General features: G+C 73.5%; 10 protein-coding genes. 6 read left to right on the top strand and 4 right to left on the bottom strand.

What is annotated here, in order from left to right; all coding sequences use genetic code 11:
• The first annotated feature begins 74 nt into the window (after window positions 1–74).
• Complete coding sequence (locus AB0G56_RS24420) at window positions 75–3,041, top strand: DEAD/DEAH box helicase (RefSeq protein ID WP_360972689.1); 2,967 nt, start codon at window positions 75–77, stop codon at window positions 3,039–3,041.
• 160 nt (window positions 3,042–3,201) lie between these two features.
• On the opposite strand, the gene AB0G56_RS24415 is transcribed toward AB0G56_RS24420, so the two are convergent.
• Window positions 3,202–3,555 (bottom strand): hypothetical protein, encoded by a 354-nt coding sequence (locus AB0G56_RS24415; protein WP_360972858.1) that lies wholly within the window; start codon window positions 3,553–3,555, stop codon window positions 3,202–3,204.
• 22 nt (window positions 3,556–3,577) lie between these two features.
• Between AB0G56_RS24415 and AB0G56_RS24410 the strand changes: the two genes are divergently transcribed.
• Complete coding sequence (locus AB0G56_RS24410) at window positions 3,578–5,461, top strand: SWIM zinc finger family protein (protein WP_360972844.1); 1,884 nt, start codon at window positions 3,578–3,580, stop codon at window positions 5,459–5,461.
• Between the two features lie 516 nt (window positions 5,462–5,977).
• Here AB0G56_RS24410 and AB0G56_RS24405 read toward each other — a convergent pair.
• Together AB0G56_RS24405 and AB0G56_RS24400 are read right to left on the bottom strand one after the other, a co-directional pair.
• Window positions 5,978–6,292: a hypothetical protein gene (locus tag AB0G56_RS24405; protein ID WP_360972687.1), complete on the bottom strand. Its 315-nt coding sequence runs from the start codon at window positions 6,290–6,292 to the stop codon at window positions 5,978–5,980.
• A 143-nt stretch (window positions 6,293–6,435) separates the two neighbouring features.
• Window positions 6,436–7,470 carry a ketoacyl-ACP synthase III gene (locus AB0G56_RS24400; protein WP_360972685.1) on the bottom strand — a complete coding sequence of 345 codons (1,035 nt, stop codon included), beginning with the start codon at window positions 7,468–7,470 and terminating at the stop codon, window positions 6,436–6,438.
• Between the two features lie 464 nt (window positions 7,471–7,934).
• Between AB0G56_RS24400 and AB0G56_RS24395 the strand changes: the two genes are divergently transcribed.
• Window positions 7,935–9,254 carry a type III PLP-dependent enzyme gene (locus tag AB0G56_RS24395; protein WP_360972683.1) on the top strand — a complete coding sequence of 440 codons (1,320 nt, stop codon included), beginning with the start codon at window positions 7,935–7,937 and terminating at the stop codon, window positions 9,252–9,254.
• Window positions 9,251–9,808 carry a GNAT family N-acetyltransferase gene (locus AB0G56_RS24390; protein WP_360972681.1) on the top strand — a complete coding sequence of 186 codons (558 nt, stop codon included), beginning with the start codon at window positions 9,251–9,253 and terminating at the stop codon, window positions 9,806–9,808. The genes AB0G56_RS24395 and AB0G56_RS24390 overlap by 4 nt, the downstream gene beginning before the upstream one ends.
• A 196-nt stretch (window positions 9,809–10,004) precedes the next feature.
• On the opposite strand, the gene AB0G56_RS24385 is transcribed toward AB0G56_RS24390, so the two are convergent.
• Window positions 10,005–11,345 carry a glutamine synthetase family protein gene (locus tag AB0G56_RS24385; protein WP_360972679.1) on the bottom strand — a complete coding sequence of 447 codons (1,341 nt, stop codon included), beginning with the start codon at window positions 11,343–11,345 and terminating at the stop codon, window positions 10,005–10,007.
• Window positions 11,346–11,703: 358 nt separating this feature from the next.
• Here AB0G56_RS24385 and AB0G56_RS24380 point away from each other — a divergent pair, with 358 nt between their 5' ends.
• Complete coding sequence (locus AB0G56_RS24380) at window positions 11,704–12,021, top strand: DUF5132 domain-containing protein (RefSeq protein ID WP_360972677.1); 318 nt, start codon at window positions 11,704–11,706, stop codon at window positions 12,019–12,021.
• A gap of 165 nt (window positions 12,022–12,186) precedes the next feature.
• The gene (locus tag AB0G56_RS24375) at window positions 12,187–14,523 is read left to right on the top strand and encodes an ATP-binding cassette domain-containing protein (protein WP_360972675.1); all 2,337 of its coding nucleotides are present in this window, start codon (window positions 12,187–12,189) and stop codon (window positions 14,521–14,523) included.
• The last annotated feature ends 33 nt before the right edge of the window (window positions 14,524–14,556 follow it).

Here is a 14,556-nt window from a genome sequence, read left to right as displayed (position 1 = left end):
GAGCCGATTGTCAGACCCCGCCCGTAGAGTCGAAGACGGCTGACTCGACCGACGAGCGGGAGGTGACAGGACGTATGAGCGACATGGCCGTGGCCGAGACGACCGGGGCGAGGCCACCCGGCACCGGGGCGCACCGGACGGGGGCGCCCAGAGCGGAGCAGGCCGGCGCCGAGCACGCCGTGTCCCTCCGCCTCCCCGCCGTCTTCGTGCCCGCGCCGCTGCCGCGCCAAGGCCGCATCGTCCTGTGGGACCCGGACGGCCCGCAGCCCGGCAGCCCGCCCGAGACCGCCCCGCCACCGGCCGGCGCCCCGCCCGTGCACACGGCCCTCACGGTGGTACGACCGCACGGCGCCGGCGCCCGCCGCAGGACCGCCCCCGCTCTGTCCCTCCCGATCGACGTGGCGCTGCCCCACCTCGTGCGCGCCCGCCACGACCCGGCCGCCCACCCTGCCACGGCCTGCTGGGGCGCCGCCGCCCTGCACGCCCTGCGGCTCGCGGCACGCGGACGCCTGCTGCCCGGCCTGACCGCCACCGGGCACGACGCCTGGCGGGCCGGCCCGCTCGACCCCGACGACATCGCCCACCTGCGTGCCATCGCCGCCGCCCTGCCCGCCGAGGGCCACGCCGTGCCGCTGCCCGGCCCGGGCCCGCTCCGGCTGCCGGAACCGGAAGCGCTGCTGCGGGCCTTCCTGGACGCCGTCGCCGACACCCTGCCGCGCACCCCGGCCGCCCCGCACACCGCCGGGAAACCCTTCGCGCATCGCACGGCCCAGCATCTCCCCGCCGCGCACGACTGGGCCGCCGAGGTCGCCGCGGGCATGGACGCCGGCGTCCGGATCTCGCTGCGCCTGGACCTTTCCGCGTACGACCTGTTCGACGCCGACCCCGCGGACGACGGGGCCGGCGCGGCGGACACGGCCCGCCGGGAGCCGTCCCGCCGGGCCGGCGCGGCGGTCGTCCAGGTGCACGGTCTCGCCGACCCCACCCTCGTCGCCGACGCGGCGGCCCTGTGGGCCGGCGAGGCCGACACGGCGTTCGGCCCACGCGCGCGCGTGGACGCCGCCCTGGCCGTGCGCCGCGCGGCCCGCGTCTGGCCCCCGCTCGACCGGCTCTCCGCACAGGACGTGCCCGACGTCCTCGCCCTCTCCGAGACCGAGGTGAGCGACCTGCTCGGGGTGGCCGCGACCCGGCTCGCGGCGGCCGGCGTCGCCGTGCACTGGCCCCGTGACCTGGCGCACGACCTCACCGCCACCGCCGTGGTCCGGCCCGCGCCCGGCTCCGCCACCGACGGCACCGGCTTCTTCGACAGCGAGGAACTGCTCCGGTTCCGCTGGCAGCTGGCGCTGGGTGGCGATCCACTCACCGACACGGAGATGGACGCCCTCGCCGAAGCCCACCGTCCGGTCGTCCGGCTGAGGGACCGCTGGGTCCTGGTCGACCCCGCCCTCGTCCGCAAGGCCCGCAAGCGCGACCTGGGCCTGCTCGACCCGGTCGACGCGCTCTCGGTCGCCCTCAGCGGCACCGCGGAGGTCGACGGGGAGACCGTGGAGGCCGTGCCGACCGGGGCCCTCGCCGCCCTGCGGGACCGCATCACCGCCGGAGTCCGCCCCGCCGAGCCGCCCCGCGGCCTGCACGCCACCCTGCGCGACTACCAGCTGCGCGGCCTCGCCTGGCTCGACCTCATGACCTCCCTCGGCCTCGGCGCCTGCCTCGCCGACGACATGGGCCTCGGCAAGACCGTCACCGTCATCGCCCTCCACCTCGAGCGGGACCATCACGCACCCACCCTGGTGATCTGCCCCGCCTCCCTGCTGGGCAACTGGCAGCGGGAGATCACCCGGTTCGCGCCCGGCGTCCCCGTCCGCCGTTTCCACGGCCCCGACCGCACCCTGGACGGCCTCGACGGCGGCTTCGTCCTCACCACGTACGGCACCATGCGCTCGGCCGCGCCCCTGCTCGCCGACCGTTCCTGGGGCATGGTCGTCGCCGACGAGGCCCAGCACGTCAAGAACCCCCACTCGGCGACCGCGAAAGCCCTGCGCACCATTCCCTCGCCCGCCCGTGTCGCCCTGACCGGCACCCCGGTGGAGAACAACCTCTCCGAACTGTGGGCCCTCCTCGACTGGACCACGCCCGGCCTCCTCGGCCCCCTCCAGTCCTTCCGCGCCCGCCACGCGCGCGCGGTGGAGAACGGCGAGGACGAGGAGGCCGTGGAACGGCTCGCCCGCCTGGTCCGCCCCTTCCTGCTGCGCCGCAGGAAGTCCGACCCCGGCATCGTCCCCGAGCTGCCGCCCAAGACCGAGACGGACCACCCGGTCCCGCTCACCCGCGAGCAGGCCGCCCTCTACGAGGCGGTGGTGCGCGAGTCCCTGCTCGCCATCGAGACCGCCGACGGCATCGCCCGCCGCGGCCTGGTCCTCAAACTGCTGACCTCGCTCAAGCAGATCTGCGACCATCCGGCCCTCTACCTCAAGGACGGCACGCCGCCGGGCGGCGGTGACCGCCTGGCCGCCCGATCAGGCAAACTCGCCCTGCTCGACGAACTGCTGGACACCCTGCTGGCGGAGGACGGCTCCGCCCTGGTCTTCACCCAGTACGTCGGCATGGCCCGGCTGATCACCTCCCACCTCACCGCCCGCGCGGTCCCCGTCGACCTCCTCCACGGCGGCACCCCCGTCCCCGAGCGCGAGCGCATGGTGGACCGTTTCCAGGCGGGCGCCACCCCGGTCCTCGTCCTCTCCCTGAAGGCCGCCGGCACCGGCCTCAACCTCACCCGCGCGGGTCATGTGGTCCACTTCGACCGCTGGTGGAACCCGGCGGTCGAGGAACAGGCCACCGACCGCGCCTACCGCATCGGCCAGACCCAGCCCGTCCAGGTCCACCGCCTCATCACCGAAGGCACCGTCGAGGACCGTATCGCCGAGATGCTCGCCGCCAAGCGAGCCCTGGCCGACGCCGTCCTCGGCTCCGGCGAGTCCGCCCTCACCGAACTCTCCGACCGGGAACTGTCCGACCTGGTGTCGTTGCGGAGGGGGGCCTGATGAGGGCGGAGCAGCCGACCGCGGCCGAAGAGCCGTACGCGGCCGAGCGGGGCGGGTCTCCTCAGGCGGGCGTGGCCGAGCGGGGCGGGCCTCCTGAGGCAGGCGAGGTCGAGCGGGGCGGGTCTCCTCAGGCGGACGAGGCTGACTGGGCCGGGCCCCCTCACGCGGACGGCTCGGGCCGCTCGGGCGAGCCGGCACCGGTGATCGGCAGCAGCGCCCCCGGCGTCGGCGCGCGGGCCGCCGCCGACCAGGAACCCGCGGCGCTGACACCCGCCCGCCCCCAGCCGCCCCGGCCGGGCGACGCGGCCCGCGAGGCACTGCGGGCGGCACGGGCACATCGGTCACCGGCCGGGACGCCGGCGGCCGAGGCCCCGGCACCGGACGCCCCACTCCCGGCGCACCAGCCGCCCAGGCCGGGTGACGTGGCGCGCGCGGCCCTGCGCCGGAGCACCTGGGCGGAGCCGCGTCGGCAGGAGACGGCGGAGGACCCGGCCACGGCACCGGAGGAGCCCACCGAACCACCCCGTGACCAGCCCGTGTCGGGCGCACGGCCAACCGATTCCCGCTCGGGTGCCTCTCGCCCCGCCGACGTGGCCCGCGAGGCCCTGCGCGCCGCCCGCGCTCGCGGTGCCCACCATGAACGGGACGGGGGGGAAGAGAACGCGGAAAGGGAGGAGCGTGCGGCACCGGACGTACGACCGAGGGATCTCCCCGCCGCCCGCACCCCACGCCGCTCCACCCCGCGAACGAGTGGATCCCGTAGGACCACCCCACCGGTCGGCGAGCCACACAGGAGCGGGCCGACGACGAGCGGCGGTCCGGCCGACGGCGTCGGTGCCTCGATCCGCTCCGTCGGAGCACTGCTCGCCGACGGTTTCCGTCTGCCGCCGACGCCGCCGCCTCCGATGTCCCAGACACCGCGACCAGAACCACAAGCGAAACTCCAGCGACAAACACCACAACATCAGCCACAAGCGAAACCGCAGCCACAAGCACAACAACAGCCACAGGAGAAACCCCCGCCACAGGCGAAACCTCAACCACGAGCGCAACCACATCCGCAGCCTTCGCAGCCACCCCCGCCCCCGGAGCGGGCAGCAGGCGGCGAGGCGGACCGCCCTGCCGCCACGCCGGCCGGCACTCCCGAAATCCCCCGCACCATGGCATCCCCCCGCCGTGACGGCGAGCTCAGGCGCACCTTCCCCGCGCTCCCGGCACCCGCCCCCGCGGACTCCCGCTCCGCCGGGACCTGGTGGGGGAACGCGTGGGTCACCGCCCTGGAGGAGGGCGCGATGGACGCGGCGCGCCTGGCCCGGGGGCGCGGTTACGCACGGACGGGCCACGTGGACGCCATCACCGTGACGCCCGGCCTGGTCCTGGCCTACGTACAGGGCAGCCGTCCGCGGCCGTACCGCGCACAGGTGCGGCTGCGGACGCTGGACGACACCGAGTGGGACCGGTTCCTGGACGCGGCCGCCGAGCGGCCCGCCCACATCGCCGCGCTCCTGGACAAGGAGATGCCGCAGACCCTGACCGACTGCGGCATCCCGCTGCTCCCCGGCCCGCACGACCTGGAAGCGCACTGCTCCTGCCCCGACCGCGGCCACCCCTGCAAACACGCCGCGGCCCTGTGCTACCAGACGGCGCGGCTGCTGGACGCCGACCCCTTCGTCCTGCTGCTGCTCCGCGGCCGGGGCGAGCGGGAACTGCTCGACGCTCTGTCCCGGCGCAGTGCGGCCCGCGCCGCCCGTGCCGCCCAGGAACGGGAACCGGAGCCGCTGCCGGGGACACGGGCCTCGGACGCCCTCACGCGCCGCCCGCTGCCCCTGCCCGCCGCGCTGCCGCACCCGCCGCATCCGGAGCAGCCTCCGGCCTACCCCTCGGCGCCCGGCGGTCCGGACCCGCTCGCCCTGGACCAGTTGGCGACCGACGCCGCCGTACGCGCCCACGCCCTGCTCACCACGGGCCGCGACCCCGTCGGCGGGCTGACCCTGTGGCAGGACGCGGTGCGCCTCGCCGCGGCGCGCCCCGGCTCGGGACTGACCGCTGCCACCCGCTCCCTGTACGCCTCGCTGGCCTCCGCTGCCGGACGCACCCCGGCCGAACTGGCCCGCGCGGTGGCCGCCTGGCGGCAGGGCGGCGCGGAAGGGCTCACCGTCCTGGAGGAACCCTGGGACCCGCCGGCCGGCCGGTTCGACCGGGCCCGGCCCCTGCTCCTCGCCGCCGACCTGCCCGCCTTCCGCCCGCACCGCAACCGCCTCACCCACCCCGGCGGCAGGCTCCAGCTCCGCCTGGGCCGAGACGGCCTGTGGTACGCGTACGAGTCCGAGCCCGGCCGCGAGGACTGGTGGCCCCGCGGCACCCCCGACCTGGACCCGGTCGGCGCCCTGACCGGTCTGGACCCGTCCGCCGGCCTGTGACCTGCCGACCTGAGCCGGCAGTGCGGTATGGAGAGTGGGGCCCAGGGACAGAGGGCCCATGACCTGCGGTTAGCGTGGAGCGGTGAGTGAGGCGACGACCCCTGCCCTCCAGTACCGCTTCGACGGCCCGGAAGGGCGCCCGGGTCCTCATCCTCGGCCCCTCACTCGGGACGACCTGGCACAGGTTGCAAGGGCCGTCCAACCGGGTCCAGGGCAGTCCATGACGGGCGCGTAATGCCACTTCACGGCCAACTGGTCCGGGGGAGTCGACGCAGTCGGTGATAGGCGTGATAGGCGTGTGAGAGCGGCGTTCGGCGAAAGCCCCGCCGACGCGGCCCGGCGGGACGTCCGAAGCAGTGGGTTGCAGCGTCTGGCGTTGGCACGTCGCACTCGGTTGTCCTCTCTCGTAGCCCCCGGCCTCCGAACTGGCCGACGGGTGCTACGACGTCGCCGACCACCGGGACGGCGCCCCGGAATGGTGGTCGTGTTCCCCGGACCAGGGTCGACCCGGCCAGCTCAGACGGCTGCGGGACCGAAACTCCGGCAGGGACGTCTACTCTGCGGGAACGGCTGTCCAGCCTCGGCAACGCCGAGCTGTACCGCACCTGCGCGCGCCTCGGCCCACCCGACGGTGGGGGAGCCGAGGACGCGGTGGCCCAGGCCACCCACATGACGCTGAGCATGCTCGCCCAGCGCATCGAACAGCTCACCGCGCAGATCGATGAGCTTGAACCAACACCTGACCCGGCTCGTCGAACGCCGCGCCCCACAGCTGCTCGCGAGCGCGACCGCGTCCGCCTCGGACTGCGGCGGATGGTTCTTCATGACCACGAGATGTCCGTCCTCAGATCCTCAGGATCCAGTGCCTCGTGTATCCAAGATCAAGGGTCAAGGCCCTTGTGCCGCCCGCGAGACCCTCGACCTGGGCAGACCGGTCTTCCCGCACCTCCGGGTCATAGGGGCGTCCGTGAGCGTCAGGCGTGGCGCAGGCAGAGGGTGCCCCACTGGAAGCCCGCGCCGATCCCGGAGAGTACGTAGGTGTCTCCCGGGAGCAGGCTTCCCTCGGTGAGGGCGGAGTGGAGAGCGGTGAACATGCCGGCTGATCCGGTGTTGCCCAGTCGGTCGACGGTGACGGGAGCGCGCTCCGGGGGGACGCCCAGGGCGGCCAACGTCTCGGTGAGGATGTTCAGGTTCGCCTGGTGCAGGAAGAAGTGGCGGACGCGGTCGATCGGCACGCCCGCGCGTCGGACGGCGTTCGTGATGCTTTCGGGCAGGCGGACCGTCGCCGTGTCCCAGACGGCACGGCCGTCCATACGCAGGTAGTGGTGGCCGGCGGTCACGGTGGCGCTGCTGGTCGGCATACGGGAGCCGCCGGCGGCGATCTGGACGCCGTAGGACAGTTGGGAGCCGAGGTCGTAGGAGAGCAGGCCCGCTCCGGCAGCGCCGGTACGAGTGAGGACGATGGCCGCCGCGGCGTCCCCGAAGAAGACACCGGTGGTGCGGTCGGCGGGGTCCGTGACCCGGGAGGCGCAGTCGGCCGCGATGAGCAGGACGGTGGTGAGGGACGGGTTCTGCAACAAATGGGCGGCGATCAGCATGGCCTGGACGCCGTTGGCACAGGCAGCCTGGGTGACGTCCAGCGCCAGGGCGGTGTGGGCGCCGAGGGCGTCCTTGACGATCAGCGCGGTCGACGGGAGCGGCTGGTCCCCGGTGTAGGTGGCGACGATGACCGCGTCCAGGCGCTGGGGGGCGACGCCGGCCGAGTCCAGGGCCGGCGCGGCGGCGGCGACGCACATGTCGGAGGTCGCCAGGGACGGGGCCAGGCGGCGGCGTTCCCGGATGCCGGTGCGGCTGGTGATCCACTCGTCGCTGGTGTCCAGGGTGCGGGTGAGCTCCTGGTTGGTGACGACCGCCGGTGGTAGGTGCATGCCGGTCCCGGCGACGGCGAATGGCACGGGCAGGCCGGCGCCGGTCTGGTGGAACAGGGTCCGGTCCTCGGCGACGGTCACGCCAGGGTGCTCCGTTCCTGCGCGATCGGTTCACCTCGGGAGAAGGCCATGTCCGTTCCCTTCTTCGGCGGTTCGCCGGAATCGATCTCTACCGCTCCGGCATCGTTTCATGCAGCACTGATCGCGGACATCGGATTTCCTTCGTCTGCGTGATGAAATGCTCAACCGCTTGACATGGTCGTCTGAGTGATAGGTGACTGCGAGAGTTCGTGCGTCAATTCTGTGATGACCCGCGTCGACGCCGTTCGAGTGGCTCGGGGACGGAGATTCCGTACACAGCCGAGACCTCGTCACCGGGTGCCGTGGTCTTCGGCCCGTTCGAAGACCTGCCGGGCCGCATAGAGTGCGAAGCGGAGAGGGAGCCCAAGTCGCCCGTCAGGGCCTGCCTTTGCGCTCCCTCGCTCGGCATTCCGCGTGCCAGCCAGCTCTTGGCGCCCTTTTCCAGTCGGAACGAAAGTTCACACGTGAGGCCACACATCACCGACATGCATCGGATCACCGGACCGCGCCAGGCCGTTGATCTCGGCAGAGCCCACCACCGCGCCGCGACGGCGCTCCCTCACTCGCACAGGACCGACGGGTCCCTCCCCTTCCAGCAGGACCACTCCGCCCTGCGCGCCGCGCTCGCCGCTGCCACCGAGGACGCCATCATCTACGACCTGGACGGCATCGGCCGCCAGTACGCAGCTCTCTGCGCCGAGCTCCCAGGCATCGCCGTGCGTTTCGCGATGAAGGCGTGCCCGGTGGACGAGGTGCTCGGTCATCTCGCCCGGTTCGGCGCCGGTTTCGACGCCGCGAGTCCGCAGGAGATCGTCCAGGCGCTGCGTACCGGAGTCGCCCCCGGGCTGATCCACTACGGCAACACCGTCAAGTCCGACCGCAACATCGCCGCCGCCTACCGGCTGGGTGTGCGCGACTTCGCCACCGACAGCCTTGAGGACGTCGTGGCCATCGCCGAACACGCCCCCGGATCACGGGTGTTCTGCCGGATCGCGACCACCGGCGAAGGAGCGCTGTGGGGCCTGAGCCGCAAGTTCGGCTGCTCACCCGAGGACGCGCTGCTCGTGCTCTGCGCCGCCCGCACCCTCGGGCTGGTTCCCTCCGGCCTGTCCCTGCACGTCGGTTCCCAGCAGATGACCGCCGAAGCATGGGTCACGGCGATCGACGCGCTGGCCGCCGTGCTCCGGGCGCTCGGCCGGCGCGGCATCACCCCGGACCGGATCAACCTCGGCGGCGGACTGCCCGCCCTCGGTGTCCTCGACCGGTACGGGCGGCCGCTGGTGCCATCGTTGAGCAGCATGTTCTCGGCGATCCGCGAGGGCATGGAACGGCTGCGCGCCGCCCACGCCGTCCCGCTCCACTTCCTCCTGGAGCCCGGCCGGTACCTGGTCGCCGACCACGGTGCGATCCGGGCCCACGTCGTACGGCTCACCTCCCGGCACCGGCTCGACGGCACCCGCGAGCGCTGGCTCTTTCTGAGCTGCGGCAAGTTCAACGGCTTGTACGAGATCGACCAGTTGCAGTACCGCCTGGAGTTCCCCGTCAATTCCGGCGGACAGTTCGTCGACGCCGTGGTGGCCGGGCCGACCTGCGACAGCGACGACGCGTTCGCCCAGGAGGGCGGTCCGGTACGGGTCCCGCGCGCGCTCGCGTCCGGCGACCCGGTGTGGGTCCACTCCTGCGGCGCGTACGCCACCGCCTACGCCACCCGCGGCTTCAACGGCTTCGAGCCGCTGCCGTGCACCTGCGTCGGCGGCCGGGCGCGGAGCGGAGAGGACGTATGACCGACACCAGGATCCGGCTGCTCCAGGACGTGGACTGGGACGACGTGGCCGCGCTGGAGGCGGCCGCCTACGGCGCGAGCGGTCTGTCCGAAGGCCGCGACGCGCTGCGTTCGCGGCACCGTGCCTCACCGTCGACCTGCTTCGTGCTGGAACACGCGGGCGCCTTCGGCGGCTACCTGCTGGCCCTGCCGTACCCGCTGTTCCGCTGCCCGGACCTGAGCCTGGCAGAGCGAGGCGCCGGGCGCGAAGGTCATCGGGGAAGCAACCTTCACCTCCACGACCTGGCGCTCGCCGAGCGCGTCCGCGGCCGGGGCATGGCCCGCCGGATGGTGCGGCACCTCGAGGAGACCGGCCGGGATGCCCGCTACCGGTCCCTCTCGCTGGTCGCCGTGCACGGCTCCCGCCCGCTGTGGGCCCGGCTGGGCTACCGCACCCGGCCCGAGGTCGCGCTGCCCGCGAGCTACGGCGCCGGGGCGGTCTACATGACGAAGCCGCTGGCTCCCACCGCCGACGCGCCGCCCGAATCCGTCCGCGGCGCCCGCGGAACGAGCTGATGCCCGTGCCCGCACGCCCGACGACCCCGCCGCCCCCCTACCGCTCATCGAGGCGTGTCGCGTCGGCCGCGGACGCCTGCGGGTCCACGCGACACCCGCATACCCGCGACAGGACCGCGAGCGCGTCCGCCGCACCCGGACACTCTGCCCCCTGGACGTCGCTCCCGGCCGGATGCGCCGGCCGGGAACACCCTTGTCAGTAGCGCCAGCGGACGGCCTCGACGACTTCCGCGTCCGTGTACCCGGAAAACAGTTCCGCCTCCGCCTGCCGGACGGCCAGCACGGCCTCGTACAGCTCGCCGCCGAGTGCTTCCCGCAGCGGCGCCGACTTCTTCAGCGCGTCGATCGCCTCCGCCAGGCTCGCCGGGAGGCGCTCGGCGGAGCCGAGGGTGGTTGGGTCACTCGGCGTCTCGGGCGGGAGCGGCAGCCCGGATTCCAGGCCGGCGAGCCCGGCGGCCAGTACGCCGCCGACCGCCAGGTACGGGTTGGCGGCGGCGTCGAAGCATTTCACCTCGGCGTTGGCCTGCCCGGCGGCGGAGCCGGTGATCACGCGGAGCGCCGCCTCACGGTTCTCCAGGCCCCAGCAGCGGTAGGCTCCCGCGAAACGCGAGGGCACCAGCCGCAGGTAGGAGGCGACGCTGGGCGCACCGAGGGCGAGCAGGGCGGGCAGCTCCGCCAGTACGCCCGCGAGGAAGTGCTCGGCATCGGGGTGCATCCCGTGGCGCCCGGGGCCGCCGTGCGCGAGGTTGCGGCCCTCTCGCCAGAGGCTGAGATGCAGATGGCTGCCGTTGCCGAGCGAGCCCTCGGCGAAGACGGGCGCGAACGAGACCTGCAGGTCGTGGCGGGCGGAGACGGCCCGGATGGTGTGGCGCACCAGCATGGTCGTGTCCGCCGCCTCGACCGGCCCTTCGGCGGCGACCGAGACCTCGAACTGTCCGGCGGCGTACTCGGGATGGAGCTGGAGCACGGTCAGCCCCTGGTCGGTGAGGACGTGCAGCAGGTCCCGCAGGTAGTCGGAGTGCTCGACGAAGCGGGTCATCCCGTACGCGGGCCCGAGCGCCGCGGGCGCCCCGGCGGCGTCGGCCACCACCCATTCGACCTCGATGCCGGTCCTCACCGAGAACCCCCGCTGTTCGACCGCCTCGGCGGCCCGGCGCGCAAAGCCGCGCTGGCAGCCGGGATGCGGGGTGCCGTCCTGCGCGTAGCGGTCGGCCGGCGCCCAGGCCCAGCCGGGCTGGGCGGCGAGCGGGACGAGCCGATCGAGGTCGGGGATGAGCCGCAGGTCACCCACCGGGCCGGTGCTCGAGGGCGTGACGGTGAAGGAGTCGTCCACCAGGGCGAGGTCGAAGCAGGGCACCGCGCCCACGCCGTGCTCGGCAGCGTGCGCCAGCCGGGCGCGCGGGACGGACTTCACCCGGGTGAGGCCGGCGTTGTCGACCCATCCGAACACCACCCCGTCGATTCCGTCGGCTTCGAGCTGGGCTTCGGCTGCCCGGGCCTGAGCGGCCCTTTCAGTCCGGGAATGCGTGATGGTCATGCCGGCCATGCTCGTGTCGGCGGCAGCCGGTGTGCCACCGACCGACCGGGAGTTCACTCGTCCGTGCGGAGCGAATATCGGAAGAGTGAATTAACAGGATTATCGGGAGAGTGAGGAGAAGAGCACTCGCATGAGTGAAACGGTCAGGACCATTTGGTCTCATCGGACGTGGCTGGACTACGGTGATCTGGGAGCGGACGGTTCGCCCCTTCGGCGAACGAAGCCACCCGGCAGGCCGTCCGGCACGGAATTTCCCACTGCGGCGAAGGCGGATTTCTTCCGTCTCCCTCGTCGTGCGTCCGGAATCAGCCGCGCCCTGGGCCCCTGTCCAGAATTCGCGTGAAGAGGTTGGAGCGCCATGCCCCCCGTCGTCCCCCCGTTCCTGATCGGTCTCATCGTGGCCCCCCTGGCCAAGCGCATCCTCAAGCCGCTCGTGCGGGGCGTCATCACGACGTCCGTCGGTGTCGTCATGGAAGTCAAGAAGGCGGCCCACGAGGCAGGGGAGAACATCAACGACCTCGCGGCCGAGGTGGCTGCCGACGTGATGGCGACGCAGATCGCGTCCGCCGAGGGCACGGCTGCGGCGGGCGAGGCGGCCAAGGCCGGGACCCGGGGCGAAGCGGAGGGCAAGATCCCGAGGACCCGCGCGACCACCGGCACCGGAAAGGGACAGTGACCCTCTGATGCCCGGTCCGGCCAGCCGCCCCGGCCCGTCCCCGCGCCGGCCGCACCCCCGCCCCTGCCGGGGTTTCCGTTCCCTCGCAGTGATCCGCCGCGCGCCGCACTCTGCCGCGCCCGTCGACGGGTTATCCGGGACCTCCGCGAACAGGTGATCGTACGCATGGCATTGCTAGTGGGCGCCGCAGCAGGACTCCGTACCGTGGAAGGCGACGCGCGCCCGCGCTCGGTCACCCCGGGCCGCCAGCGCTGGGACGTGAGACTGGTGCGTGGACGGCCACGGACGGCCGAACTCCTCACCGCCGCACTCCGTCGCATCCCCGGCATCACCGAGGCCCGGGCCAACCCCGTCACCGGTGGACTGCTCGTCCGGCACGACGCCCGGGTGCGCGCCGCGGACGTCGGCCGGATGGTCCGCAGAGCGGTCACCGTGATCGCCGGTGATCCGGCCGGCGCCGGCGGACGTCCGACGTCGGCCCGAGACGCCGAAGCGTCGGCACCCCACCCGGATCACGGCCCGGTCGTGCGACCGGTACTGGCAGTCGCCACAGGGACCGCGGCGGCAGTCGCGCTGGCCAAGGGATCCGCGCTGACCAGGCAACTGGTGGCGCTGGGCGGGGTGGCCGTCGCGACCGGTGCCGTCCTGCGCAAGGCATGGCACGGAACGGCCGACGCGCCTTCAGAGCCGGGCGGGCGCGCAACGTCCGGCAACGCCCCGGACGCGGCCGGGCGGGGCGCTGGACGGCACCCCCTGCTGGAGATCGTCGGACCCCACCGCCGCAGGCTCTCCCGTGCAGCTGCCCTGTCCGTCGCCTGCCAGGTCTCGGAGGTCGCGCTCGGCACCTTCCTCGGCTGGACCGGACTGGTCCTCATCAAGGGCCAGGCAGCCCCGCTGGCCCGCCTCGGCCTGACCACCGCGTCGGCGCAACTCCTGGGCCTCGCCGGGCTGGTGGCGGGCGCGTGCGCTGCCGTGGCGGGCCTCTCGTACGCGTCGAACCTCCAGTGGCGCCGGCTCGGCCAGGACGTCGAGCACGACTGGCGCAGCCGCACGTACCGGCACGTCCAGCACCTGGAACTGCGGCACCTGGAGGGCGAGCGGACCACCCGGCTGGCCGGCGCGCTCACCGACGACGTCGGCCAACTGGGCGCCTTCTTCGCCGGACCGGCCAACGAGGTGCTGCAACTGGGCACCAGCCTGGCCCTCCTGGTCCCGGCGTTCCTGCTGCTGGCCCCGCAGATCGCCTGGATCGCGTTCCTGCCGATCCCGGTCGTCGCCTGGCTGTCGCTGCGTCACCAGGACAAGGCCGCCGCCGACTACGCCGTCACCGGGGAGCGGCGGGCCCGGCTGGGCAGCCAAGTGATCAACTCGCTGGAGGCCAGCGCCACCGTCAAGAGTTTCTGCACCGAGGAACACGAGGCCGAGCGCACCGACGAGTTGAGCGAGGCCGCCCTGGAGAGCGGCCGGCGGACCGACCGCAGCACCATCCGGCACGCCGAGACCGTCCGGGCCTGCACCACCGCGTCCATGGCCGGCACCCTGCTGATCGGCGGCCGTTCGGTGCTCAACGGCACCCTGCGCTTCGAGGTGTTCAGCCCGCTGATCGGGCTGCCCCAGATGCTGCTGATGCGGATGAGCCGGCTCGGCGGCATCGTCGACCAGTACCAGCGCACCGTCGCTTCCTACGACCGGGTTCAGCGGCTGCGGGCCCTGCCCGTCGAGGCCGACGGCACGGGTGAAACGGTTGACGTCGGGAAGGTGCGGGGAGAGATCGCCCTGGAGCACGTGTCCTTCGCCTACCCCGGTCGGACGCCGGCGCTTGACGACCTCTCGATGACCATCCCGGCCGGGCAGGTCACCGCCCTGGTCGGTGCCACCGGCTCGGGCAAGACCACCATCGCCAGGCTGCTGATGCGGTTCCAGGACGCAGACCTCGGCAGCGTACTGCTCGACGGGCGGGACGTGCGCGAGATGCCCCGGCGCGAGCTGCGCCACGCGATCGGCTTCGTGGCCCAGGACCCGTTCCTGTTCGACGGCACCATCGCCGACAACATCCGCTACGGCACCTTCGGCGCCTCGGACGAGGCCGTGGTCGAAGCCGCCAGGACTGCCGAGGCCCACCCCTTCGTCGCGGCGCTGCCCGACGGCTACGAGACGGTGATCGGAGAGCGCGGTGCGGCGCTCTCCGGGGGACAGCGCCAGCGGATCGCGCTGGCGCGCGCCATCCTGAAGAACGCGCCGGTCGTCATCCTCGACGAAGCCACCTCCGCCGTTGACAACGAGACCGAGGCCGCCATCCAGCGCACGCTCCGCGGCTTCGCGGCCGACCGGACCATGCTGGTCATCGCCCACCGGCTCTCCACGGTCCGCCACGCCGACCGCATCTACGTCATGGACGCCGGCGGCGTCGTCGCCGAGCAGGGCACCCACGACGAACTCCTCGCGCGGCACGGACTCTACGCGTCCCTGTGGCAACTCCAGGCCGGCGAACCCGCCGCCTGACCATCCTTCTCCCCCCGGCCGACCGCGTGACGA

The sequence above is a fragment of the Streptomyces sp. NPDC021356 genome (assembly GCF_040641015.1).
In the GTDB taxonomy this organism is placed as follows: domain Bacteria; phylum Actinomycetota; class Actinomycetes; order Streptomycetales; family Streptomycetaceae; genus Streptomyces.
This window is presented reverse-complemented; position numbering and strand designations above follow the sequence as displayed.